Origin of the sequence: Marinobacterium zhoushanense (genome assembly GCF_014641945.1) — a bacterium.
In the GTDB taxonomy this organism is placed as follows: Bacteria; Pseudomonadota; Gammaproteobacteria; order Pseudomonadales; family Balneatricaceae; genus Marinobacterium_D; species Marinobacterium_D zhoushanense.
The window spans coordinates 106432-130167 of sequence record NZ_BMIJ01000010.1 but is presented as its reverse complement, the minus strand read 5'-3'; the positions used below and the strand labels follow the sequence as shown (position 1 = coordinate 130167).

The 23736-nt window shown below is 58.4% G+C and carries 23 protein-coding genes; 5 read left to right on the top strand and 18 right to left on the bottom strand.

Features of this window, described 5'->3' with window-relative positions; genetic code table 11:
* Positions 1 to 6 precede the first annotated feature (6 nt).
* Positions 7 to 1896 carry a phosphomethylpyrimidine synthase ThiC gene (gene thiC, locus IEX40_RS21025; RefSeq protein ID WP_188752029.1) on the top strand — a complete coding sequence of 630 codons (1890 nt, stop codon included), beginning with the start codon at positions 7 to 9 and terminating at the stop codon, positions 1894 to 1896.
* A 93-nt stretch (positions 1897 to 1989) separates the two neighbouring features.
* On the opposite strand, the gene pbpG is transcribed toward thiC, so the two are convergent.
* The gene (gene pbpG, locus IEX40_RS21020) at positions 1990 to 2913 is read right to left on the bottom strand and encodes a D-alanyl-D-alanine endopeptidase (protein WP_188752027.1); all 924 of its coding nucleotides are present in this window, start codon (positions 2911 to 2913) and stop codon (positions 1990 to 1992) included.
* Between the two features lie 226 nt (positions 2914 to 3139).
* On the opposite strand from pbpG, the gene hexR reads away from it, so the two are divergent.
* Both hexR and IEX40_RS21010 read left to right on the top strand, forming a co-directional pair.
* Entirely contained in the window at positions 3140 to 4036 is an 897-nt protein-coding gene (gene hexR / locus IEX40_RS21015; protein ID WP_188752024.1) for a transcriptional regulator HexR, read from the top strand.
* A gap of 210 nt (positions 4037 to 4246) precedes the next feature.
* Positions 4247 to 4453: a PA3496 family putative envelope integrity protein gene (locus IEX40_RS21010; protein WP_188752023.1), complete on the top strand. Its 207-nt coding sequence runs from the start codon at positions 4247 to 4249 to the stop codon at positions 4451 to 4453.
* A gap of 51 nt (positions 4454 to 4504) precedes the next feature.
* Here the strand turns inward: IEX40_RS21010 and IEX40_RS21005 are convergent, their stop codons facing one another.
* From IEX40_RS21005 to glmU, 4 genes are all read right to left on the bottom strand, one after another.
* Complete coding sequence (locus IEX40_RS21005) at positions 4505 to 5995, bottom strand: FMN-binding glutamate synthase family protein (RefSeq protein ID WP_188752021.1); 1491 nt, start codon at positions 5993 to 5995, stop codon at positions 4505 to 4507.
* A gap of 64 nt (positions 5996 to 6059) precedes the next feature.
* The gene (locus IEX40_RS21000; RefSeq protein ID WP_188752019.1) at positions 6060 to 6515 is read right to left on the bottom strand and encodes a tellurite resistance TerB family protein; all 456 of its coding nucleotides are present in this window, start codon (positions 6513 to 6515) and stop codon (positions 6060 to 6062) included.
* 84 nt (positions 6516 to 6599) lie between these two features.
* A complete protein-coding gene (gene glmS, locus IEX40_RS20995; protein WP_188752017.1) occupies positions 6600 to 8426 on the bottom strand; it encodes a glutamine--fructose-6-phosphate transaminase (isomerizing) in 1827 nt (608 codons plus the stop codon).
* 20 nt (positions 8427 to 8446) lie between these two features.
* Positions 8447 to 9811: a bifunctional UDP-N-acetylglucosamine diphosphorylase/glucosamine-1-phosphate N-acetyltransferase GlmU gene (glmU, locus tag IEX40_RS20990; RefSeq protein ID WP_188752015.1), complete on the bottom strand. Its 1365-nt coding sequence runs from the start codon at positions 9809 to 9811 to the stop codon at positions 8447 to 8449.
* Positions 9812 to 9961: 150 nt separating this feature from the next.
* Here glmU and IEX40_RS20985 point away from each other — a divergent pair, with 150 nt between their 5' ends.
* A complete protein-coding gene (locus IEX40_RS20985; RefSeq protein ID WP_188752013.1) occupies positions 9962 to 10702 on the top strand; it encodes a TrmB family transcriptional regulator in 741 nt (246 codons plus the stop codon).
* Between the two features lie 57 nt (positions 10703 to 10759).
* Here IEX40_RS20985 and IEX40_RS20980 read toward each other — a convergent pair whose 3' ends face one another.
* From IEX40_RS20980 to mnmG, 13 genes are all read right to left on the bottom strand, one after another.
* Positions 10760 to 11185, bottom strand: coding sequence for a F0F1 ATP synthase subunit epsilon (locus IEX40_RS20980; RefSeq protein WP_036190815.1), 426 nt, complete (start codon positions 11183 to 11185; stop codon positions 10760 to 10762).
* A gap of 36 nt (positions 11186 to 11221) precedes the next feature.
* The gene (gene atpD / locus IEX40_RS20975) at positions 11222 to 12619 is read right to left on the bottom strand and encodes a F0F1 ATP synthase subunit beta (RefSeq protein WP_188752011.1); all 1398 of its coding nucleotides are present in this window, start codon (positions 12617 to 12619) and stop codon (positions 11222 to 11224) included.
* Between the two features lie 37 nt (positions 12620 to 12656).
* On the bottom strand, positions 12657 to 13520 hold the full coding sequence (atpG, locus tag IEX40_RS20970) for a F0F1 ATP synthase subunit gamma (protein WP_036190813.1): 864 nt from the start codon (positions 13518 to 13520) through the stop codon (positions 12657 to 12659).
* A gap of 80 nt (positions 13521 to 13600) precedes the next feature.
* Positions 13601 to 15145 (bottom strand): F0F1 ATP synthase subunit alpha, encoded by a 1545-nt coding sequence (atpA, locus tag IEX40_RS20965; protein WP_188752010.1) that lies wholly within the window; start codon positions 15143 to 15145, stop codon positions 13601 to 13603.
* A 16-nt stretch (positions 15146 to 15161) separates the two neighbouring features.
* Positions 15162 to 15698, bottom strand: a complete 537-nt coding sequence (locus IEX40_RS20960) for a F0F1 ATP synthase subunit delta (RefSeq protein ID WP_188752008.1) — start codon at positions 15696 to 15698, stop codon at positions 15162 to 15164.
* 12 nt (positions 15699 to 15710) lie between these two features.
* Positions 15711 to 16181, bottom strand: coding sequence for a F0F1 ATP synthase subunit B (locus tag IEX40_RS20955; RefSeq protein ID WP_188752006.1), 471 nt, complete (start codon positions 16179 to 16181; stop codon positions 15711 to 15713).
* A 68-nt stretch (positions 16182 to 16249) separates the two neighbouring features.
* On the bottom strand, positions 16250 to 16477 hold the full coding sequence (gene atpE / locus IEX40_RS20950; RefSeq protein WP_027853452.1) for a F0F1 ATP synthase subunit C: 228 nt from the start codon (positions 16475 to 16477) through the stop codon (positions 16250 to 16252).
* 84 nt (positions 16478 to 16561) lie between these two features.
* Positions 16562 to 17383, bottom strand: a complete 822-nt coding sequence (gene atpB, locus IEX40_RS20945) for a F0F1 ATP synthase subunit A (protein WP_188752004.1) — start codon at positions 17381 to 17383, stop codon at positions 16562 to 16564.
* A gap of 16 nt (positions 17384 to 17399) precedes the next feature.
* Complete coding sequence (locus tag IEX40_RS20940) at positions 17400 to 17801, bottom strand: ATP synthase subunit I (RefSeq protein ID WP_268235832.1); 402 nt, start codon at positions 17799 to 17801, stop codon at positions 17400 to 17402.
* A gap of 211 nt (positions 17802 to 18012) precedes the next feature.
* Positions 18013 to 18906, bottom strand: coding sequence for a ParB/RepB/Spo0J family partition protein (locus IEX40_RS20935; protein WP_188752001.1), 894 nt, complete (start codon positions 18904 to 18906; stop codon positions 18013 to 18015).
* A 2-nt stretch (positions 18907 to 18908) separates the two neighbouring features.
* Positions 18909 to 19718, bottom strand: coding sequence for a ParA family protein (locus tag IEX40_RS20930; protein ID WP_188751998.1), 810 nt, complete (start codon positions 19716 to 19718; stop codon positions 18909 to 18911).
* A gap of 2 nt (positions 19719 to 19720) precedes the next feature.
* The gene (gene rsmG, locus IEX40_RS20925) at positions 19721 to 20344 is read right to left on the bottom strand and encodes a 16S rRNA (guanine(527)-N(7))-methyltransferase RsmG (protein ID WP_188751996.1); all 624 of its coding nucleotides are present in this window, start codon (positions 20342 to 20344) and stop codon (positions 19721 to 19723) included.
* Entirely contained in the window at positions 20344 to 22230 is a 1887-nt protein-coding gene (mnmG, locus tag IEX40_RS20920) for a tRNA uridine-5-carboxymethylaminomethyl(34) synthesis enzyme MnmG (RefSeq protein WP_188751993.1), read from the bottom strand. Before mnmG ends, rsmG begins: the two co-directional genes overlap by 1 nt.
* An 839-nt stretch (positions 22231 to 23069) precedes the next feature.
* Between mnmG and alkB the strand changes: the two genes are divergently transcribed.
* Positions 23070 to 23735, top strand: a complete 666-nt coding sequence (gene alkB, locus IEX40_RS20915; RefSeq protein WP_188751991.1) for a DNA oxidative demethylase AlkB — start codon at positions 23070 to 23072, stop codon at positions 23733 to 23735.
* Position 23736 lies beyond the last annotated feature (1 nt).

Sequence of the window (23736 nt, the reverse complement as noted above, 5' to 3'; positions counted from 1 at the left end):
ATAACAATGACGACCCAACAAGCGAACCCCCAGCGTCTAAAAGACAGCGCCCGCGTCGATGCCGACTCGGTGCAGCCCTTCCCGAAATCACGCAAGGTCTACATCGAAGGTAGCCGCCCCGATATCCGCGTGCCGATGCGCGAGATCAGCCTCGACGATACCCCGACCGCTTTCGGTGGCGAGAAGAACGAACCGCTGTATGTGTACGATACCTCCGGTCCCTACACCGATCCGGCAGCAGAGATCGATGTACGCAAGGGCCTCAACCCGCTGCGCGAACAGTGGATCCTGGAGCGTGACGATACCGAACAGTTGCCCGGCCTGACCTCCGAGTATGGCCGCGCCCGTGCCGCCGATCTGCGCCTGGATGAACTGCGTTTCGAACTGACCCGCAAACCGCGTCGTGCCCAGCCCGGCAAGAACGTGACCCAGCTGCACTACGCGCGCCAGGGGATCATCACCCCGGAGATGGAGTACATCGCCATCCGCGAGAACATGAAGCTGGCCAAGGCGCAGGCCGAGGGCAACATCGTCGCCCAGCAGCATCCCGGCCACAATTTCGGCGCCTACCTGCCGGAGGAGATCACGCCGGAGTTCGTGCGCAGCGAGGTGGCTGCCGGGCGCGCCATCATCCCCTGCAACATCAACCACCCGGAGCTGGAGCCGATGATCATCGGCCGCAACTTTCTGGTCAAGATCAACGGCAACATCGGCAACTCGGCGCTAACCTCCTCGATCGAGGAGGAGGTCGAGAAGATGACCTGGGGGACCCGCTGGGGCGCTGACACCATCATGGACCTGTCCACCGGCAAGAACATCCACGAGACCCGCGAGTGGATCCTGCGCAACTCGCCGGTACCGATCGGCACCGTACCGATCTACCAGGCGCTGGAGAAGGTCAACGGCGTCGCCGAGGACCTGAACTGGGAGGTATTCCGCGACACCCTGATCGAGCAGGCGGAGCAGGGCGTGGACTACTTCACCATCCACGCCGGCGTCTTGCTGCGCTATGTACCGCTGACCGCCAAGCGGATGACCGGGATCGTCTCCCGCGGCGGCTCGATCATGGCCAAGTGGTGCCTGGCGCACCACGAGGAGAACTTCCTCTACACCCATTTCGAGGAGATCTGCGAGATCTGCAAGGCCTACGACGTGGCCTTCTCCCTCGGTGACGGCCTGCGCCCCGGCTCGGTCTACGACGCCAACGACGCGGCCCAATTCGCCGAGCTGGAGACACTCGGCGAGCTGACCAAGATCGCCTGGAAACATGACGTACAGGTGATGATTGAGGGCCCGGGCCATGTGCCGATGCATATGATCAAGGAGAACATGGACAAGCAGCTCAAGGAGTGCGATGAAGCGCCGTTCTACACCCTGGGCCCATTGACCACCGATATTGCGCCGGGTTACGACCACATCACATCGGGCATCGGAGCCGCGATGATCGGCTGGTACGGCTGCGCCATGCTCTGCTACGTAACGCCGAAGGAGCACCTGGGCCTGCCCAACAAGGATGACGTCAAGACCGGCATCATCACCTACAAGATCGCCGCTCACGCCGCCGATCTGGCCAAGGGTCACCCGGGTGCACAGATCCGCGACAACGCCATGTCCAAGGCCCGCTTCGAGTTCCGCTGGGAGGACCAGTTCAACATTGGCCTCGACCCGGACACCGCCCGCGCCTACCACGACGAGACACTGCCTAAGGAATCCGCCAAGGTGGCACACTTCTGCTCCATGTGCGGACCCAAGTTCTGCTCGATGAAGATCTCCCAGGAGGTGCGCGAACTGGACGAGGAGCAGGTTGCGGCAATCAACGCCCAGGCAGAGCAGGGGATGCAGGAGAAGTCGGAGGAGTTCCGCGAAACCGGCGCCCAGCTGTACTCGAAGGTCTAAGGACCGATAACGCAAAAGAAAAGCCCCGGCCGATCGGTCGGGGCTTTTTGTTAGTTAAGTAATTTGCTGCTTAACCAAGACACTTGTGTAAGATCAACGGCTCTTGTCGGCCAATAGCGTCGCACTGCGTCCAGGGCGATTCTTCTCCTGCTCGTAACGCCGCGCCTCTGTTGGCACCGAGCCGCTATCGCCGGTCTCCAGCCACCGCTTGACCCGTGACGCATCGCCGATATGGGAGCGCTTGCCGAATGAGTCCAGCAGCACGATAGCGATGCGGCGGCCGTTGATCCGGCTGGCCAGGGCCAGGCAGCGCCCCGCCGCATCGTTATAGCCGGTTTTGCTGAGCAGAACGTCCCAGTCGTCGTTATTCACCAAGCGGTTGGTATTGTAAAACGCCAACACGTAATGAGGGCGGCTAAAGCGGGCATCCAGCTTGGCGCTGGTGGTCATCTCACGCACCTCGGGATAGTCGCGGGCGGCCTTGATCAGCCGGGTCAGATCCCGTGCCGTCGACACGTTGAAGTAGGACAGGCCGGTCGGTTCGACAAAACGGGTACTGTTCATGCCCAGAGTCTCTGCCTTCAGGTTCATTGCCCTGACAAAGGCGAAATAGCCACCGGGGTAGGCATGGGCCAGTGCCGTGGCAGCACGGTTCTCCGATGCCATCAGCGCCAGCTGCAGTACATCGCGCCGGCGCAGCTCACTGCCCAAGCGTATGCGCGAGTAGACGTTCTGCATCTGGATCGAATCACGCACCTGAATCGGGATGCGCTCATCCATATCCAGCTTGGCATCGAGCACCACCAGCGCCGTCATCAATTTGCTCACCGACGCGATGGGTACCACGGCATCGGGATTCTTCTGATACAGCACCTCGCCGCTATCGAGGTCGGTGATTATGGCATTGACCGAGGCCAGTTGCAGACGGGAGGGATCGGGTTTCGTGCTGGCAGCACTCAGTGGGCCGGCCAACAGCAGGAAAATGACGGTCAGTATCGCTCGGCTTGTATACAGCATCGTTCCGTTTCGTCTACTGATTGACACCGAATATCGGTAAAAGCTATTGCTCCAGAGTATAAAACAATGGGCTACCAACGCACACTCCTATTCCACAGGCGATTTGTTTAGCATATCAATCTCTTTACTAGTCAAACGCTTAGATATATCTGTGAAATTATGCGCGGCCAGGGAGGCTTGATATACTCTCGGCAATCGCCACCCCTGATTCTTGCAGGAAAGACCATTGAACTCCTTCAATCTGCTTAAATCGATCGCTGATGCCCGTCCAAGACTGCGTAAATCCGAGCAGAAGGTAGCGGAATATGTGCTCGCCAACCCCAACGAAGTGATCCACATGCGGATCGTCGACCTGGCGTCGGAGGCCAATGTCAGCGAACCGACGGTGGTTCGTTTCTGTCGCGCGCTTAACTACGACGGCTTCCAGGACTTCAAGCTGACGCTGGCCCAGGGCCTGGCCAGCAATACCAGCTTTGAACAGTTCGCGCTGAACTCCACGGATACCGTCATCGAGTTCAAGCAGAAGATCTTCGACTCGATGATCGGCAACCTGATCAATATCCGCGAGCAGCTCGACCCGACAACGCTGGAGGAGGCGATCGATTCCCTGGCCAAGGCCAACCGGGTCGAGTTCTATGGCTTCGGCGCGTCGGCACCGGTCTGTGCCGACGCCCAGCATAAGTTCTACCGCTTGAAGGTATCGGCGGCTGCCTACTCCGACCCGCATATGCAGACCATTTCGGCTGTGACTCTGGGCGAAGGCGATGCCGTCGTGGCCATCTCCCAGACCGGCCGGACCAAGGACCTGTTGCATACGGTTAAATTGGTCCGTGAAACCGGTGCCACGGTGATTGCTCTCTGCCCCGGCAACACCCCGCTGGCGGACCTGGCCACCATCCCCATCCACATCGATGTGGAGGAGGACAAGGACCTGAGCACGTTGATGTCCTCACGTATCGTTCACCTGGTGGTGATCGATGTGCTTGCCGTCGGCGTGGCGATGAAGCTGGGTCCGGCACTGTTCGATCATCTGAAGACGATCAAGCGCAGCCTGCGCAGCCTGCGCCAGAACGATAAACGCCTGCTGCTACGCCGCCCCGAGGACGACAGCGACGACGAGTAATCCTGCCTCCAGGGCAGCTGAAACCGGCTGCCCTGTCACCTCCGTGCAACAGCACCCGCCTAATATTCTCTGCGCAACCAACTCCACATTGTTTGAAATTTGATCGATGTTGGGGTAAAACAATGTCTACAGCGACGTTTTCGCGGTTCCCGACGGGCCACTGAACGCTCCGTTGGTCACCGCAAAAATCGGTTGATCGGAGCAGGTATTATGCAGGTACGGAAAGAGCAGGAACTGAGCGATATTCAGACCGAAGTGTTCGACATCCTCGTCAGTTACGACGTCGAAGAGAACAACCGCCGTAAACAGCACGCCTCCAAGCGTCTACTTGAAGCACGCCGGGCCATAGAGCGCCGACGGGAGGAGAAGGAGCTGTCCCCCTTTATCGACAGCGACTCCTGGTTCGACGAAGAGTAGAGCTAACGAAAGGCCAGCCGAGTGCTGGCCTTTCGCGTTCTGTTTCCGGATTCAGGATTCGGGATACAGAATATTCAGCGGTACCGATGTGCCGCCATCAACCACGATAGCCGCGTGCTCCCGGCGCAGCTGACGGGGTTCAGACACTCCGCAGGAGTGGGCGATCATCTCCACCTCATGCACCAGATTATGGTGGAAATGCGCCACCCGTTCGGCCTTGTCTTCCGGTACCAGCCCCTGCTGCAGACGGGGATTATGGGTGGTAACCCCGGTCGGACAGGTGTTTTTATTGCACTGGAGCGCCTGAATACAGCCCAGTGCAAACATGAAGCCGCGCGCCGTCACCACGAAATCGGCGCCCATGCAGATTGCTGCTGCCACATCGGTGGGGTTGATCAGTTTGCCCGACGCAATAATGCGAATTCGGTTACGCAAACCATGCTGAGTCAGCTTGTTGACCAGAATCGGCAGGCTCTCTCGTAACGGCAGACCGACACTGTCGATCAGCGGTAAGGGCGCCGCACCGGTGCCGCCATCGGCACTGTCCAGGGTAATGAAGTCAGGCGCCGATTCACTGCCGCGTTTGTTGATCGCTTCACAGAATGCGTCTAGCCAGGCGGTGGTGCCCAGTACCATCTTGAAACCCACCGGCTTGCCGGTGACCTCGCGGATATGGTCGATAAAATCCAGCAGACCGTCGATTGAACCTATCTCCGGATGGCGATTGGGGCTGATCGAAGGCTGGCCGACGGCAATTCCACGGATCTCGGCAATCTCCGGCGTCACCTTATCGCCGGGCAGGATCCCGCCCTTGCCCGGCTTGGCGCCCTGGCTCAGTTTTACCTCGAACATCCTGACCTGCGGCAACGCCGACGCCTGCACCAGTTTCTCGTCACTGAGCTTACCCTGCTCATCGCGCAGCCCGTACTTGGCGGTGCCGATCTGGTAAACGATGTCGCAGCCACCCTCAAGATGGTAGGGCGACAGCCCGCCCTCACCGGTATTCATCCAGCAGCCGGCTTTTTTCGCCCCCCGCGACAGGGCTTTTACCGCAGGTCTAGAGAGCGCGCCATAACTCATACCGGAGATATTGAGAAAGGAGGGCGCATCGTAGGGCTCCCGGCAATAGGGACCTATGCGCATCGACTGGGTTTTCGCCGCATCCTCGCTCATGGTCGGAAAGGGGCAGTTGAGGAAGTAGTAGGTGCCGGGTCTCTTCAAATCCCGCGTCGATCCGAAGGCGACGGTGTTGTCGATATCCTTGGCGGCACGGTAGACCCAGGAGCGCTGAGCACGGTTGAACGGCATCTCCTCCCGGTCCATGGCAAAGAAGTACTGGCGGAAAAACTCACCCAGGCTTTCAAAAAGGTACCGAAACCGCCCCAACAGCGGGTAGTTGCGACGGATGGTATGGGCAGTCTGCCGCTTGTCGACCTGATACATGACAACGGCGGTAATCACGCCACCGATAATCAGCAACAGCAGCAGCAACCCGATGATCGCGATGAAGTCGATCGCCAGGAGCGCAATAGTCTCGTGCATGGATAGAGTCCCCGATTCTGAATCGGGTCTATGCTAACCGATTCGTCAAAGGGACGACTACCGACTATTCGTCGCCCTGGGCTCGGTGCTTGGCGGCAATGAAGTCCATATGCGGGACATGGATCAGATCGGCAATGCGGCGGATGACATGCTCTTCGTAGTGATGCAACTCCCCGTCGGCATAGGCCACCCGCCAGAGGTTCTCGATCAAGGATACCTTCTCCGCCGGTGAGCAGATCCGATTCAGCTGGGAGGTGTAGCGAAAATAGTCAGTGGAGTGCCAGTGGGCCTCCTCCGCGCGCTCGAGCAGTGCCTCGGCCTCGTCGGTCTGTAAGCTGAAGCTGCGCTTGATCAGCGCGAGTAACGCCGCTTTTTCCTCCGGCTTGCGCGCATAGTCCGAGGCGATCACCTCCACCATCAGCACTGCACTCGCCAGCGAGAACAGCTCCTGCGGATCCTCCACCTGCTGGACATCCGCCGCCATCAGGTTGTCGAGCAGGTCCTTCAGTTTGGTCAGCATCTTAATCTCTCCCACTATGCCGGATAGACCCTCAACGGCAGCGATAGGTTCAGCTGCCAAACTGAACCCCCTGAGCTTGATCCGTTACTCCACCGTCACCGACTTGGCCAGGTTGCGCGGCTGGTCCACATCGGTGCCCTTGAGCACGGCCACGTGGTAGGACAGCAGTTGCAGTGGCAGCGTATAGGCGATCGGTTCCAGCAGCACTGGCATCGCCGGCAGACGGATGACGCTGATGCCGGGCTCGGAGCGGATACTCTGATCCTGACCGGCGAAGACGAACAGCTCGCCGCCGCGGGCGCGGACCTCCTGCAGGTTCGCTTTCAGCTTGTCCAGCATGTCGTTGCTCGGCGCGACGGTCACCACCGGCATATCCTTATCCACCAGTGCCAGCGGGCCATGCTTGAGTTCGCCGGCCGGGTAGGCCTCGGCATGGATATAGGAGATCTCCTTCAGCTTCAACGCGCCCTCCAGCGCGATCGGGAAGAGCGCGCCACGGCCGAGGAACAGGGCGTGCTGCTTCTCGGCAAACGCCGCCGACATCTGCTCTATCTCGGGGTCTAACGCCAGCAGCTGCTTGAGCAGCTCCGGCAGCTGCCTCAGTGCCGCGATCACCTGCGCCTCGGTGCCCGGCAGGATGCCGTGACGACGGCCCAGGGCCAGGGTGGTGAGCATCAAGGCCACCAACTGCGAGGTGAACGCCTTGGTCGAGGCCACACCGATCTCGGGACCGGCGTTGGTCATCAACGCGATATCGGACTCCCGTACCAACGAGCTGCCCGGTACGTTGCAGATCGCCAGCGTACCGAGCACACGCTCTCGCACGTCGCGCAACGCGGCCAGGGTATCGGCGGTTTCGCCGGACTGGGACAGGGTGATCAACAGCGTGCCCTGGGGCAGCACCACCGGGCGGTAGCGAAACTCGCTCGCCACTTCGACCATGCAGGGGATACCGACCAGGGATTCGATCCAGTACTTGGCCACGACACCGGCGTGATAGCTGGTACCGCAGGCGACGATCTGCACCTGGCGGGTCCGGTCGAACAGTGCGGCGGCCTCGTTGCCGAACGCCTGCTCGAGCAGGTGATCGCCGCTGATACGGCCATCCAGCACCGAGCGCATCACCGCCGGCTGTTCATAGATCTCCTTCAGCATGTAGTGCTTGAAGGCACCCTTTTCGGCACTGCTCGCACCGTGTTCAAAGCGGCTGACACTGCGCTCCACCGGTTGCCCGGTACTGTCCCAGACCTCAACCCGATCCACCGTCAGCCGGGCGATATCGCCATCCTCGAGAAACATGAAGCGGTCGGTAACCGGCAGCAGCGCGAGCTGATCGGAGGCGATGAAGTGCTCGCCAATGCCAACGCCGATCACCAACGGACTGCCCTTGCGTGCCGCCAGCAACCTATCCGGATGATCAAGCTGGATCACCCCCAGGGCAAACGCACCCTCCAGCCGCGACATTGCGGTGCGCAGCGCCTCCAGCGGCGTTGCGCCGGACTGCACCTCACGGTCGATCAGATGCGCGACAACTTCAGTATCGGTCTCGGAGTCGAAGTTGTAGCCCGACGCGATCAGCTCCTCGCGCAACACCTCGAAGTTCTCGATGATGCCGTTATGCACCACCGCAACGCGGTTGGCCGACATATGCGGGTGGGCGTTGCGCTCCGACGGCTTGCCGTGGGTGGCCCAGCGGGTATGGGCAATGCCCAGAGTGCCGGACAGCGGTTGCTGCTGTTGCGCGTCGGCCAGCGCCTGCACCTTGCCGATACGCCGTAGACGCTGGATCTCGCCGTTATGCCATAACGCCATCCCGGCCGAGTCGTATCCACGGTATTCCAGTCGACGCAGCCCCTCGAGCAGGATGCCCGTTACCTGTCGCGCCGCCACGGCGCCTACGATTCCACACATGCTCTCTGCTCCGTCCTTATTCAGCTACGCTTGACCGGCCGCTGCCAGCCGCGGATATTGCTCTGCTTGCTGCGCGCCACGGCCAACTCGCCGTCCGCTACCGGTTTGGTCAGCGTGGTGCCGGCCCCGACCGTGGCGCCTGCGCCAACACTGACCGGTGCCACCAGCGCCGTATTGGACCCAATAAAGGCACCGTCGCCGATCTCGGTCAGCGACTTGTTGACGCCGTCATAGTTGCAGGTAATGGTGCCAGCACCGACATTGACGTCACGACCGATCACAGCATCGCCGACATAGCTGAGGTGGTTGACCTTGCTGCCCTCACCGATGCGCGCCTTTTTCGTTTCGACGAAATTGCCGACCTTGACCCCATTGGCCAGTTCGGTGCCGGGACGCAGACGGGCGAATGGGCCGATGCTGGACGCTCCCTCGACAATGGCGCCATCGATCACCGTATTCGCTTCGATCAGAGTATCGGCGCCAATCCGGCTGTTACGGATCAGGCAGTTGGGGCCGATGCGGACATTGCTGCCCAGCTCCACCACGCCCTCGAACACGCAATTGATATCGATACTGATATCCTGGCCCACCGCCAGCTCGCCGCGCACATCGAGACGGGCCGGATCAGCCAGCGTCACACCCTTGGCCATCAGGCTGTCGGCAACCTGTCCCTGGTACCAGCGCTCCAACCTGGCCAGCTGCGCCCGGTTGTTGACGCCCTGCACCTCCTGCTCGCAATCGGGCTGGATCGCCTGCACCCGCACACCGGTATCGGCCGCCATGGCGATGACGTCGGTCAGGTAGTACTCGCCCTGGGCATTGCTGTTCGACAGCTGCGGTAACCAGTCATGCAGGTACGCTGCCGGCAGTGCCATGATGCCGGTATTGACCTCGGCGATCGCTCGCTGCTCGTCGTTGGCATCCTTGTGCTCGACGATGGCTACCACATCACCCACCGGGTTGCGGATGATGCGGCCATAGCCGGTGGGATCGGCTAGCTCAACGGTCAGTAGGCCCAGGTGTCCCTGCGCGGCGATCTTCAACAGCGCCTGCAGCGTCTCCGGCCGGGTCAGCGGCACATCGCCGTACAACACCAGCACCAGCGAGTCGTCGGCGACGGCCGGCAGTGCCTGGGCCACGGCATGACCGGTACCCAACTGCTCGGCCTGCACCGCGAACTGCAGCGATTGCCCGTTTAGTGCATCCCGAACCTGCTCCGCCCCGTGACCGATTACCAGGTGCAGGTTCACCTCGCCCAACGCCCGTGCCTGGTCGATTACATGCTGTACCATCGGCTTACCCGCCAAAGCGTGCATCACCTTGGGCAGAGCCGACTTCATTCGGCTGCCCTGGCCCGCTGCCAGAATCACTACATCGATATTCATCCGTCATTCCCGATCTTGTTCTTCAATCTGAGGTCATCCAACTGACCTCATCCCTTAATCTTTGTTGCACAGCTGATAGGTGCCAATTGACAGCAGCCTACAGTATGTCAGGATGGGATCAATAATCTTTGTCATAAAAAAATTGACAATATGGACGATGAGATCTTTGCCCAACTCGGGCTCGAACCACGCGACATCGCGATCTACAAAGCACTGCTGGCTCTAGGCCCGAGTTCTATTCGCACCATCGCCGAGCGCGCCGGTGTCAATCGGGGTACAACGTACGAGTGTCTGAAGGCATTGCAGCAGCAGGGGATAGTGACCTATCTGCCCAAGGGGCAACGGCGATTCTTTTCTGCCAGGGAACCCGAGGTGTTGCTGCAGTTGGGCGAAGAGCGTCAGCAGCGCCTGGCGCTGGCGTTGAACCAGCTCAAAGGCCGTATCATTCCCGAGATGCACCATCTCAAACCCGATTTCAGTGCAGCGAATGTGCAGTTTTTCGAGGGGGATGCCGGTATAGAACAGGTCCTGCGCGATATCCTGAACCGGGTATCGGAGCAGCCTCAACGCGTCTATTCCGTGTTCTCATCGAAACCGATCCGAAAACACCTCTACCGTCCCTTTCCGACCTTTACGGCACAACGTATCGCTCGTGATATCCGCGTGCGCGTCATCGCGATCGGAGATGGGGGGGAAAGCGCAGAGCTATCGGAGCGCAAGTGGATTCGCACGGAAGGACCGGTCGATGCGGCCTATATCGCCATCTATCCTCCCCGCTGCGCCATTATCTCGCTGGCGTCAGAGAACTACCCGACAGCTGTGGTCATCGATTCGCGGGAGGTGGCGATGGCTCAGAAGATCGTGTTCGATACGCTGTGGGGACTGCTCTGAGAACGAAAAAAGGCAGCCGAAGCTGCCTTTTTTTGATCGCTGCCAAGCGAGGCTGTATTACTTGCCCGCTTTGCGACGAATCTGCTGCAGTGTGCGGAGCTGCGCAGCAGCCTCCGCGAGCTGAGCGGCTGCCCGTGAGTACTCAAACTCACCGGATTTATCAGCCATCGCATGCTCGGCGTGTTTCTGGGCTTCGAGAGCCGCAGCTTCACTCAGATCAGCAGCGTGGGCAGCAGTATCTGCCAGTACCGTGATCTTGTGCGGCTGCACTTCGATGAAGCCACCGGACACGTAGAACACATCTTCGTCACCGCCCTGCTTGCGCAGCTCGACAGGGCCTGGTTTCAGTTCCGTCAGAAGCGGAGCGTGACCCGGGTAGATACCCAGGTCACCCAGGCTACCTGTTACGGACACGAACTCGATCAGGCCGGAGAAGATCTCCTCTTCGGCACTTACGATGTCGCAATGAACAGTCATAGCCATCTTGATTACCTCTTAAAGGTTTCCGCCGTGAACCGATTACAGGCCCTTAGCTTTCTCTACCGCTTCGTCGATGGTGCCGACCATGTAGAACGCCTGCTCCGGCAGCTGGTCGTACTGACCTTCCAGAATGCCTTTGAAGCCGTTAATGGTGTCTTTCAGCGATACGTACTTACCCGGAGAACCGGTGAAGACTTCCGCCACGAAGAACGGCTGAGACAGGAAGCGCTGGATCTTACGCGCACGGGATACGATCTGCTTGTCCTCTTCAGACAGCTCATCCATACCCAGAATCGCGATGATATCCTTCAGCTCCTTGTAGCGCTGCAGAGTAGACTGCACGCCACGAGCCACTTCGTAGTGCTCCTGACCGATAACCAGCGGATCCAGCTGACGAGAGGTGGAATCCAGCGGGTCGATCGCCGGGTAGATACCCAGCTCCGCGATCTGACGGGACAGTACCACGGTCGCGTCAAGGTGGGAGAAGGTTGTCGCCGGAGACGGGTCAGTCAAGTCATCCGCCGGTACGTATACCGCCTGGATAGAGGTGATAGAACCGGTCTTGGTCGAGGTGATACGCTCCTGCAGAACGCCCATCTCTTCCGCCAGAGTCGGCTGGTAACCTACCGCTGAAGGCATACGACCCAGCAGCGCCGATACTTCGGTACCCGCCAGGGTGTAACGGTAGATGTTGTCGACGAACAGCAGTACGTCACGGCCTTCGTCACGGAACTTCTCTGCCATGGTCAGACCGGTCAGCGCTACACGCAGACGGTTACCCGGCGGCTCGTTCATCTGACCGTAGACCATCGCTACTTTCGACTTGTCGAACTGCTCGACGTTTACAACGCCAGCTTCCTGCATTTCGTGGTAGAAGTCGTTACCTTCACGGGTACGCTCACCAACACCTGCGAATACAGACAGACCGGAGTGCTCACGGGCGATGTTGTTGATCAGCTCCATCATGTTGACGGTCTTACCAACACCCGCACCACCGAACAGACCAACCTTACCACCCTTGGCAAACGGGCAGACCAGGTCGATAACCTTGATGCCGGTTTCCAGCAGTTCGTTGGAAGAAGCCTGATCAGCGTAAGTCGGTGCCTTACGGTGAATCGGGTAACGCTCCTCTTCACCAATCGGACCACACTCGTCGATCGGCTCACCCAGAACGTTCATGATACGACCCAGGGTCGCAGTACCCACAGGTACTGAAACCGCCGCGCCGGTGTTGGATACTTCCAGCCCGCGAGAAACACCTTCGGTCTGACCCATTGCAATTGCACGTACGACACCGTCGCCCAGCTGCTGCTGAACTTCCAGTGTCAGGCCGGTTTTACCGACGACCAGTGCGTCGTAAACCTTCGGCACGTTGTCACGCGGGAATTCCACGTCGACGACCGCGCCGATAATCTGAACAATACGTCCGCTACTCATGTTCGGATCCTCTTAACATTTAAACCTGTTCACTGCGTTAAACAGCAGCAGCACCACCGACGATCTCGGAGATTTCCTGAGTAATCGCCGCCTGACGGGCCTTGTTGTAGACCAGTTGCAGCTCATCGATCAGGTTGCCGGCGTTGTCTGTTGCGTTCTTCATCGCCAGCATTCGTGCTGCCTGTTCACAGGCGTTATTCTCAACCACTGCCTGGTACACCAGAGACTCGATATAACGCTTGAGCAGGCCGTTCAGCAGCTCTTTTGCGTCCGGTTCGTACAGGTAGTCCCAGTGATGGCTGAGCTTCTCTTCGTCTTCACCTGCCTTCAGCGGCAACAGCTGCTCGACAGCGGGCTTCTGAGTCATCGTGTTCACAAAATCGTTAGACACGATGTACAGCTTGTCCAGCTTGCCTTCTTCATAGCTGTCCAGCATCACCTTCACGGAGCCCAGCAGCTGACCAAGCTCGGGTGCATCACCCAAGCCGCCTTTCGCTGCCACGACGTTACCGCCGTAGTTCCGGAAGAAGCTGATTGCCTTGGAGCCCAGCGCGCAGATATCGATTTCGACATTCTGCTGGTTGAACTCCTTCATTTTGGCAATGGCTGCCTTGAACATGTTGACGTTCAGGCCGCCACATAGGCCGCGGTCAGAAGCGACGATAATGAAACCGACGCGCTTGACCTCACGCTCCTGCATGTAGAGGTGACGGTACTCAGGATTGGCTTTGGCCAGATGCTGAACCACACCACGGATGCTGTGGGCGTACGGACGTGAAGACTGCATGCGATCCTGAGCCTTGCGCATTTTCGACGCAGCAACCATTTCCATGGCGCTGGTGATCTTGCGCGTGCTGCCGATACTCGCGATTTGCGTCTTAATCTCTTTTCCGACTGCCATAGTTCCGCCTATTAAACTTGTCTCGGTTCAGGCCGGTCAGTGACCGACCCCCGACTCTGACGATTAATCAATCAGAGCACTTACCAAGTTTGGGTAGACTTGAACTTCTCGATGCCGGCTTTGAAGGACGCAGCGATTTCGTCGTTGTAATCGCCCTTCTCGTTGACCTTCGCCATCAGATCAGCGTGTTCGCTGTTGAAGTAGGAGATCAGAGCCGCTTCGAAAGCACCGATTTTGTCCAGTTCCACATCTTTCAGGAAACCTTCGTTCGCCGCGTACAGGCTCAGACCCATCTCAGCGACGGACATCGGCGAGTACTGCTTCTGCTTCATCAGCTCGGTAACAGCCTGACCGTGCTCAAGCTGAGCGCGGGTCGCTTCATCCAGGTCGGAAGCAAACTGAGCGAACGCCGCCAGCTCGCGGTACTGCGCCAGAGCCAGACGAACACCACCACCCAGTTTCTTGATGACCTTGGTCTGAGCAGCGCCACCCACACGGGATACAGAGAGACCCGCGTTGATCGCCGGACGGATACCGGAGTTGAACAGGCTGGTTTCCAGGAAGATCTGACCGTCGGTAATGGAGATTACGTTAGTCGGAACGAATGCGGAAACGTCGCCACCCTGGGTTTCGATGATCGGCAGGGCGGTCAGAGAACCGGTCTTGCCTTTCACTTCACCGTTGGTGAACTTCTCAACGTAATCAGCGTTGACACGTGCTGCACGCTCGAGCAGGCGGGAGTGCAAGTAGAATACGTCACCGGGGTAAGCTTCACGGCCCGGCGGACGACGCAGCAGCAGGGAGATCTGACGATACGCCCAGGCCTGCTTGGTCAGGTCATCATAGATGATCAGCGCGTCTTCACCGCGGTCACGGAAGTATTCACCCATGGTTGCACCGGCGTATGGAGCCAGATACTGCATCGCTGCAGGATCAGCTGCACCCGCTGCAATCACGATGGTGTGATCCATAGCGCCATGCTCTTCGAGCTTGCGCACCACGTTGGCGATGGTGGACTGCTTCTGGCCGATGGCAACATAGATACACTTGATGCCAGTGCCTTTCTGGTTGATGATCGCGTCGATCGCGATCGCAGTCTTACCGATCTGGCGGTCACCGATGATCAGCTCGCGCTGACCACGACCAACCGGAACCATTGCGTCGATCGCTTTCAGACCGATCTGGACCGGCTGATCAACCGACTGACGGGCGATAACGCCCGGCGCGACTTTTTCGACCGCGTCGGTCAGTTTGGTTTCGACCGGGCCTTTACCGTCGATCGGGTTACCCAGCGCGTCGACGACGCGACCGAGCAGTTCCGGGCCGACCGGTACTTCAAGGATACGACCGGTACAACGAGCGGTCATGCCCTCAACCAGAGTCTGATAGTCGCCCAGTACTACGGCGCCAACAGAGTCACGCTCCAGGTTCAGTGCCATACCGTAGACACCGCCCGGGAATTCGATCATTTCACCGTACATTACGTCGGCGAGACCGTGGATCAGGATGATACCGTCGGAAACGCTGACGATCGTGCCCTCGTTACGGGCATCAGAAGACACATCGAGTTTCTCGATACGCTTCTTGAGAATCTCGCTGATCTCAGAAGGATTCAGTTGCTGCATTGTTATTCCTCATTACTCAGGAATTCATCGCTTCGGCCAGTTTCGCCAGTCGTGCACGAATGGAACCGTCGATCACAAGGTCATCGGAGCGAACGACCACACCGCCGAGGATGGATTTGTCCACCTGGGAGGTCAGTTTCACTTCGCGACCCAACTTGGTGCTGAGCGCCTGAGCCAGTTTCTGCTGCTGAGCATCGTCAAGCGGGAAAGCGGTGGTCAGGTCAACATCGACCTTCTTCTCCTGTGCCGCTTTCAGCCGGGCGAACTGCAGAGCAATCTCCGGTAGCAGAGCCAGTCGCTGATTTTCAGCCAGCAGAACGGTGAAGTTCTTGCCGGCATCATCCATCTGCTCTTCGCAGACAGAAATCAGCACCTCGGCCTTCTGCTGATAAGTCAGGGCCGGGTTTGTCAGCACATGGGCCATGGTGCTGTCCTGCACAACCTGTGCAGCTGTAGACAGCATTGCGGACCACTGATCGAGGTTGCCCTTCTCCAACGCATATTCGAACGCGGCTTTGGTGTAGGGCCGAGCGACTGTATTGAGTTCAGCCATCGTAAACCTCGCTTAAAGCTCAGCCGCCAGTTTCTCAACCAGCTGTGCGTGTGCTTTCTCGTCAACAGAGGCTTCCAGGATCTTTTCAGCACCGGCAATTGCCAGCGTAGCCACCTGAGCGCGGAGAGTTTCCTTCGCCCGGTTAACTTCCTGTTCGATTTCAGCCTGAGCAGATGCTTTCACGCGGTCAGCTTCGACACGCGCCTGCTCTTTGGCTTCTTCGACGATCTGGTTAGCCCGCTTGTTGGCCTGTTCAATGATGGCGGCTGCCTCTTCCTTGCTTTTACGCATATCTGCGGCGGCTTTTTCCTGAGCCAGTCGCAGGTCACGTTCAGCACGGTCGGCCGCATCAAGACCTTCGGCAATCTTCTTCTTGCGCTCTGCCAGGGCGCCGGTGATCGGCGGCCATACGTACTTCATGCAGAATACGACGAAGAGGAAGAATGCAATGGCCTGACCAATGATGGTGAGATTGATATTCACGCCATTACCTCGCGGTTGTTGTGTAAGTAGTAGTTACCCGACATAGGGTAAAACGCCATTTCTACTTATTAAGCAACAGCGAACAGGACGTACAGACCCAGACCCACGCCGATCATCGGGATCGCGTCGACCAGACCCATTACGATGAAGAACTGGGTGCGCAGCAGGGGTACCAGTTCCGGCTGACGAGCAGCACCTTCCAGGAACTTACCACCCAGGATACCGATACCAATAGCGGCACCGATTGCAGCCAGACCCATCATCAGAGCAGCAGCGATATACAGCAGTTCAGCCATTTTTTTTCTCCAGCAATTTTCAAGGTTAAAGTTTAAAGGTTTGAAACAAACTCGGTTTTCTACTACCTGTACCTGGCACTACGCTTAGTGGTGATCGTGGGCCATCGCCAGGTACACGATTGTCAGTACCATGAAGATGAACGCCTGCAGCGTAATAATCAGGATATGGAAGATCGCCCAGGGCACGGACAGAACCCACTGCGCCCAGAACGGCAGCAAAGCGATCAGGATAAAGATCATCTCACCGGCATACATGTTGCCGAACAGTCGCAGCGCCAGGGATACAGGCTTGGCCAGCAGACCGACGATCTCAAGGAACAGGTTGAACGGTGCGAAGATCTTCGGCAGCGGCTGGAACGCCAGCTCACCGATAAAACCACTCACGCCCTTCATTTTAATGCTGTAGTAGACGATCAGGGCAAAAACGCTGATTGCCATACCGCCAGTCGCGTTGACGTCGGTGGTCGGTACCACCTTCATGAAGTGGATACCCATCTCACCGGCGACGAACGGAATCCAGTCGATCGGCACCAGGTCCATCAAGTTCATCAGGAAGATCCAGACGAAGATGGTCAGCGCCAGTGGCGCAATCACCGTGCTCTTGTGGGTGAAGATACTCTTCACGTTATCATCGACAAACTCGATGACGGTTTCGACAAAGTTCTGTGCTCCACCCGGTACACCGGAGGTAACGGCCTTGGCCACCTTGCTGAAGAACCAGACAAACAGCAGACCCAAACCTACTGACCAGAACATGGTATCGACGTTGATCGCCCAGAATCCCATCTCCGCCGCTTCGGCCGCGCTGTGCGCGAAGCCCCAACCGTGCTCCGGATGGTTACCGAAAGTCAGGTTGGTCAAGTGATGCGATATGTATTCTGAGGATGTAACTGTTCCACTCGCCATTCTCAGTCTCTCATTTTCAAAGTTTCAGGAAACGGTTATTCAGCCTCCACTGCAGCATCCACCCGGACAGTTGCAGCAGTATGAAGGTGAGAAATAGGGAAAATGGACTTAGCGGATCGACCAGTAGGAAGGTTGCACTGAACAACCCGGCCGCCAAAACCATTTTCCCTATTTCACTTGCATAGAGACTGATCACGACCTGCTGAGCCGTCTCGGCAGGGCGCTTGCTGTAGAGAACACGCCAGGTGAAATAGAGATTGGGCAGCAGATACAACAGGCCGCCGATGAGCGCCGAGTAGGACTCGACTGGACTTTTGAGCAACAGCCCGGCGGCAATCGCCAGCAACAGACCGCTCTGAATCAGATATACCTTTAGAAACGCCCGCCTTCCGCGTTTCTGCAACCGTCCGCTGATCACTGTCGGCTGGACTTCTGGTTGCTCTCCAGGCACTGATTTACGCAAAAGCCACCCTATTTCGGACGCAATGTCCCCTTCAAATAGCGGCAAGATTATAGGGTGTAAGGGCCCTCTACTCAACAAAACGTTGAGGCTTTTGCACTAATGTCTTAACAAAGTAGGCGAAGGTAGCAGCCATAATGGCGCTGGGGACCGGTAAGTCCCCGCTGTACTAGCCGAGGCGCTCGAGTATCGCCTCAAGCTCCTCTTCGGACTTGAAACTTAGGCTGATCTTGCCCTTGCCGTTGGCATTGGCACTGACCTCAACCGGTACCGAGAATCGCTGCGTCAGTTGAGTGGCAACGGTTTTGTGGCGTTCACTCGGCTCCGGTTTCGGCTTGGGCAGATGCCGCCCTTCGACGATTTTACGCACCAAGGCTTCGGTCTGACGGACGGAAAAGCCCTTGGCCACGACCTCTTTTCCCGCCTCGATCTGCTGCTCCTCCGTCAGCGGCAGCAGGGCACGGGCATGGCCCATCTCCAGGTCGCCATACTCGAGCATCCGCTTGACCTCTTCGGTCAGGTTCATCAGCCGCAGCAGGTTGGTTATGGTTGAGCGCGATTTGCCAACCGCGTCGGCCACCTGTTGCTGGGTCAGCTCGAATTCGGTCTGCAGCCGGTGCAGGGCGATCGCCTCCTCCATCGGATTGAGGTTTTCACGCTGGATATTCTCGATCAGCGCCATGGCGATCGCCGCTTCGTCAGGCACATCCCGGATCACCACCGGGATGGTGGTGAGACCCGCCATCTGTGCCGCGCGCCACCGGCGCTCACCGGCGATGATCTCGTACATCTCGCTGTCGATCGGACGGATCACGATCGGCTGCATCACGCCCTGCAGTTTGATCGATGCGGCCAGCTCCTCCAGCGCCTGGGGTTCCAGGTCGCGTCGGGGCTGATAACGGCCACGCTGGATCAGTCCCACCGGCATCTCCTGCAGCTTGCCGCTAACGGCAGCGGCTTCAGCAGCCGGGTCCCGCAACGCGTCCGGCTCGTCACCGGCAACACTTACGCTCGAGAGCAACGCATCCAGACCACGTCCGAGTCCACGCTTTTTGACTGCCATCTCTAAATCTCTTCCTGTTCAGTAGCCACAGTCTCACCGGAGCACTCCCGCTCGGTACGCCGAATCAACTCACCGGCTAGCGACAGGTAGGCCAGCGCACCGCGGGAGTTCTTGTCATATTGCAGAGCCGGCATGCCGTGGCTCGGCGCTTCCGCCAGACGCACGTTACGCGGGATCACGGTGCGATAGACGCGGGCACCGAAATACTCCACCAGGTGGTCGGAGACATCCTTGGTCAGACTCATGCGCGGATCGAACATGGTGCGCAGAATTCCCTCGATCTTAAGCTTGGGATTCAGGCGCTTGTTGATCTTGTCGATGGTGCCGACCAGGGAGCTGATCCCCTCCAGGGCGTAGTATTCGCACTGCATCGGGATGATCACGCCGTCGGATGCCGACAGCGCGTTGACGGTGAGCAGGTTCAACGACGGCGGGTTATCGATGAGGATGAAATCGTATCGCTCCAGCAGCGGGATCAGCGCCATCTTGAGGCGAAACTCTCGCCTGGGCATCTGCAGCAGCTCCACCTCGGCGGCGGTCAGGTCACCATTGGCGCCGATCAGATCGTAGCCGCTGGGCAAACCGGTCACCAGAGCCTCTTCTGCACTGGACTGGTCGGTCAGTACCTCATAGACCGAGTGCTCCAGCTGATGCTTGTCGGCACCGCTGCCCATGGTCGCATTGCCCTGGGGATCGAGGTCGATCATCAGCACGCGTTTTTTCGTCGCCGCCAAGGAGGCAGCCAGATTCACGGCGGTCGTGGTCTTGCCGACGCCGCCCTTCTGATTGGTGATCGTGAGGATCTTCGCCACGCTCAGGCTCTCCCTAGGATCAGCAGGTGCCGCTCACCATCCGTATCCGGCAGATTAAGCCGGTGACTGGCTTTCAGTGCATACCCTGGCGGCAGCTGGTTGAGTTCCGCCTCAGGATACAGCCCTTTCATGGCAAGAAAAACACCCCGTTCGGAACACAGGTGCCCGGTCCAGCTCAGCATATCGGCCAGGGAGGCAAAGGCGCGGGACACGATCTGCTCATAGGGCCCCTGGTCGCACTGCTCGACACGGCCGTGGATCACGCTGAGGTTGTCCAGCCCCAGTTCCAGCTTGACCTGATTCTGGAACCGGGTCTTCTTGCCGTTACTGTCCAGCGTGGTGACGTCGAGCTGCGGTCGCGCAATCGCCAACGGAATGCCCGGCAACCCCGGGCCGCTGCCAACATCGATCAGTCGCCCCTCGCCGATCCAGGGCAGGATGCTGAGGCTGTCCACCAGGTGGCGGGTGACCATCTCGGCGGGATCGCGCACCGCGGTCAGGTTATAGGCCTTGTTCCACTTCACCAGCAGCGCCAGATAGGCGAGCAGCCGCTCAATCTTACCGGCGTCGAGATCCAGTTCGAGCGCCGCCAGTTGGCGTTCGAGTTGCGTTTTGTATGCCTGCATCAACCGGCGGCCTTCTGCTGTAACTGACGTTTTTTCAGATACACCAGTAGCAGCGAAATTGCCGCCGGTGTCATGCCCTGAATACGTGACGCCTGGGCCAGGGTTTCCGGACGGTGCTGCTTCAGCTTCGCCTTCAGTTCATTGGACAGACCGCCAACCCCGTCGTAGTCGAAGTCGGCCGGCAACGGGGTGTTCTCCTGGCGCTGCATCTGCGCGATCTCATCCTTCTGCCGGTCGATGTAGCCTGAATACTTCAGCTGGATCTCGACCTGTTCCGCAACCTGCGGATCGGCAACCGACTCGCCCTTGAGCCCGGCGATGTCGGAGTAGGTCAGTTCGGGACGCTTGACCAGATCGGCCAGGCTGTACTCCCGTGTCATCGGCGAGGTCAGCTTGTCTTCGATCTGCGCGGACTCGGCGCTGCGTGGCTGAATCCAGGTATCGCGCAACCTTTGGGTCTCTTGCTCGATCGCTTCCCGCTTGGCACAGAAACGGCTCCAGCGCTCGTCACCGACGATACCCAGCTTGCGCCCCTGCTCGGTCAGCCGCAGGTCAGCATTGTCCTCCCGCAGGATCAGCCGGTATTCCGCGCGGCTGGTAAACATGCGGTAGGGCTCGGAGGTACCGAGGGTGATCAGGTCGTCGACCATGACCCCGATATAGGCTTCGTCACGGCGTGGGTACCAGCTATCCCGGTCCAGCGCCTGGGCGGAGGCGTTGATGCCAGCCAGCAGGCCCTGCGCGCCCGCCTCCTCGTAGCCGGTGGTGCCATTGATCTGACCGGCAAAGAACAAGCCATTGATCGCCTTGGTTTCCAGCGTATGACGCAGGCCCTGAGGGTTGAAGTAGTCATATTCGATGGCGTAGCCCGGCCGGGTGATATGGGCCCGCTCAAAACCGCGCATGGAGCGCACCAGTTCCAGCTGTACATCGAACGGCAGGCTGGTGGAGATGCCGTTGGGGTAGAGCTCGTGCGTGGTCAATCCTTCCGGCTCAACGAATACCTGGTGCTGATCCTTGTCGGCAAAACGGTGGATCTTGTCCTCGATCGATGGGCAATAGCGCGGACCCACACCCCCGATGACGCCGGTATACATGGGTGAACGATCCAGTCCCGAGCGGATAATGTCGTGGGTGCGTTCGTTGGTGTGCGTGATATAGCAGTTGATCTGCTGCGGATGCTCGTCGCGGCTGCCGATGAACGACATCACCGGTGTCGGGGTATCGCCAGGCTGTTCCTGCATCACCGAGAAATCGACACTGCGTGCGTCGATACGCGGTGGAGTGCCGGTCTTCAGCCGATCGACCTGCAACGGCAGCTCGCGTAATCGCTGGGCTAAACGGACAGAGGGGGGATCGCCGGCACGTCCACCCGAGTAATGCTCGAGGCCGATATGAATCACGCCGCCAAGGAAGGTACCGGTGGTCAGGATTACACTCTTGGCGCGAAAACGGATACCGCTCTGGCTAACCACACCGGTGACCCGGTCACCGTCGATGATCAGATCGTCGGCTGCTTGCTGAAACAGCTGCAGGTTGGGTTGGTTTTCCAGGATCTGGCGGATCGCCGCTTTATACAGAACACGGTCGGCTTGGGCACGGGTCGCCCTGACCGCCGGTCCCTTACGGGCATTCAGGGTACGGAACTGGATCCCGCCGCGATCGGTGGCTCTGGCCATGGCACCGTCCAGTGCGTCGATCTCCTTAACCAGATGGCTTTTACCGATACCGCCGATAGCTGGATTGCAGGACATCTGGCCCAGGGTTTCGATGTTATGCGTCAGCAGCAGCGTATGGGCACCCATGCGGGCTGATGCCAATGCTGCTTCAGTACCGGCATGACCGCCACCGATGACGATCACATCAAAGTGGTCAGGATAGTCCACTCAACACCTCTCAGATTGGGGATGACACAGTCGTACGGATGGAGACTGCAGGAAAAGGGGCATGATTATAGCCTCACCGGCGTACGGAAGAAATGGTTAAAAAGTGAACAACGTCTTTTTGACTAACTTCTCTCTTCTTTAAATAGGTTTAGAGAGTTCTCTTATATGAAGAGAGATTGTTATGTCTATTGCTTTTAGTCCCCTCCCGTTCCTTGGAAAACCGCAATTTCCCTCTGTAAAACAGTACTTTAAGAGAATGCTATTGCTGTTCGTGCTGTGCGTATCGGCTGATTACAGCCTATGGATGCTTTGTTGATAAAAGTGCTGGTTACCCACAGGCGAATTTCAGTCACATGCAATCCCCAGCTTCAGCTATCCTAGTTATACATTTTTCCCACAGGTTTTCGTTGATAACTGGGCTGAGTCCGCGGTTGTGAGCGATAGGTTGCGTAATGGCTGAACAACAGGTGGATATTCCGAAGTAACTTGAATCCGCGGCTGTACAAAAGTTGTATGAAATGTGGGTAAGTTATAGTCCAGATTGTCGGCGCATAATTCTGTACATATGTGGGTAAAAATTAATGGATTCAGTGGAATCCAGTATATGTGTAATAAAAACAACGCATTACATTGTATTCTTGCGTGGACTGTCTGTGGTTAACATGTAGGTAACTGGGATGTTATTGCGGCGTTCTGCCCATTAAACTTATTCACACCCCTTGAGTCTGGCGGTGTGTGGATGAAAAATCTGCAAAATCACAGTGAAAATGTGAGTAAAATTCTAATAAAGTTATCCACATTAGCTGTTGGTTAGGCATCAGTAGACGGTATTTGGCGAGATGGCGGGAAAAACTGGCGATCTGAATCTGACTGAAGCGCTGTTTGACGATCAAGAGCGGATCGCCATCGCGGATTCCGCCTGGCTGTTTCGGGGCTACGCCAGGGCGCAGGCATCCGAGATTGTCGAGGCGGTCCGGTCGGTGTTGCGTCAGGCTCCGTTGCGTCAGATGCAGGTACCGGGCGGGCACTGGATGTCGGTTCGAACCAGCAGTTGCGGTGACAAAGGCTGGGTCAGCGATAGCCGGGGTTACCGTTACGCCTGTGAAGATCCATTGACTGGCCGGGCCTGGCCGGCCATACCCCCGCTTTTACTTGAACTGGCAGTCTCCGGTGCTGCTCGCGCCGGTTTCGCGGCTTTCGAGCCCGATGCCTGCCTGATCAACTGCTACCAGCCCGGGGCAAAGATGGGGCTGCATCAGGATCGGGACGAGAAGGACCTCGATGCACCGATTGTTTCGCTCTCGTTCGGTCTGCCGGCGACCTTCATGTTCGGCGGGCTGACGCGACGGGGTTCGGTAAAGCGCTTTCCGCTGTTGCATGGCGATATGCTGGTGTGGGGGGGGCCGTCACGTATGGTCTATCACGGTGTGGCACCGTTGCAGGCGGGAGAGCATCCCATGTTGGGGGCCTGGCGGGTCAATCTGACTTTCCGTCGTGCCGGGTGAC

Excerpts from the sequence above, each read along its gene's own strand:
- atpE (WP_027853452.1), bottom strand. The coding sequence starts at position 16,477 with ATGGCTGAACTGCTGTATATCGCTGCTGCTCTGATGATGGGTCTGGCT.
- thiC (WP_188752029.1), top strand. The coding sequence starts at position 7 with ATGACGACCCAACAAGCGAACCCCCAGCGTCTAAAAGACAGCGCCCGC.
- IEX40_RS20980 (WP_036190815.1), bottom strand. The coding sequence starts at position 11,185 with ATGGCTATGACTGTTCATTGCGACATCGTAAGTGCCGAAGAGGAGATC.
- atpD (WP_188752011.1), bottom strand. The coding sequence starts at position 12,619 with ATGAGTAGCGGACGTATTGTTCAGATTATCGGCGCGGTCGTCGACGTG.
- IEX40_RS21010 (WP_188752023.1), top strand. The coding sequence starts at position 4,247 with ATGCAGGTACGGAAAGAGCAGGAACTGAGCGATATTCAGACCGAAGTG.
- atpB (WP_188752004.1), bottom strand. The coding sequence starts at position 17,383 with ATGGCGAGTGGAACAGTTACATCCTCAGAATACATATCGCATCACTTG.
- IEX40_RS20985 (WP_188752013.1), top strand. The coding sequence starts at position 9,962 with ATGGACGATGAGATCTTTGCCCAACTCGGGCTCGAACCACGCGACATC.
- glmS (WP_188752017.1), bottom strand. The coding sequence starts at position 8,426 with ATGTGTGGAATCGTAGGCGCCGTGGCGGCGCGACAGGTAACGGGCATC.
- atpA (WP_188752010.1), bottom strand. The coding sequence starts at position 15,145 with ATGCAGCAACTGAATCCTTCTGAGATCAGCGAGATTCTCAAGAAGCGT.
- glmU (WP_188752015.1), bottom strand. The coding sequence starts at position 9,811 with ATGAATATCGATGTAGTGATTCTGGCAGCGGGCCAGGGCAGCCGAATG.
- atpG (WP_036190813.1), bottom strand. The coding sequence starts at position 13,520 with ATGGCAGTCGGAAAAGAGATTAAGACGCAAATCGCGAGTATCGGCAGC.
- alkB (WP_188751991.1), top strand. The coding sequence starts at position 23,070 with ATGGCGGGAAAAACTGGCGATCTGAATCTGACTGAAGCGCTGTTTGAC.
- pbpG (WP_188752027.1), bottom strand. The coding sequence starts at position 2,913 with ATGCTGTATACAAGCCGAGCGATACTGACCGTCATTTTCCTGCTGTTG.
- IEX40_RS21005 (WP_188752021.1), bottom strand. The coding sequence starts at position 5,995 with ATGCACGAGACTATTGCGCTCCTGGCGATCGACTTCATCGCGATCATC.
- IEX40_RS21000 (WP_188752019.1), bottom strand. The coding sequence starts at position 6,515 with ATGCTGACCAAACTGAAGGACCTGCTCGACAACCTGATGGCGGCGGAT.
- rsmG (WP_188751996.1), bottom strand. The coding sequence starts at position 20,344 with ATGCAGGCATACAAAACGCAACTCGAACGCCAACTGGCGGCGCTCGAA.
- IEX40_RS20935 (WP_188752001.1), bottom strand. The coding sequence starts at position 18,906 with ATGGCAGTCAAAAAGCGTGGACTCGGACGTGGTCTGGATGCGTTGCTC.
- IEX40_RS20960 (WP_188752008.1), bottom strand. The coding sequence starts at position 15,698 with ATGGCTGAACTCAATACAGTCGCTCGGCCCTACACCAAAGCCGCGTTC.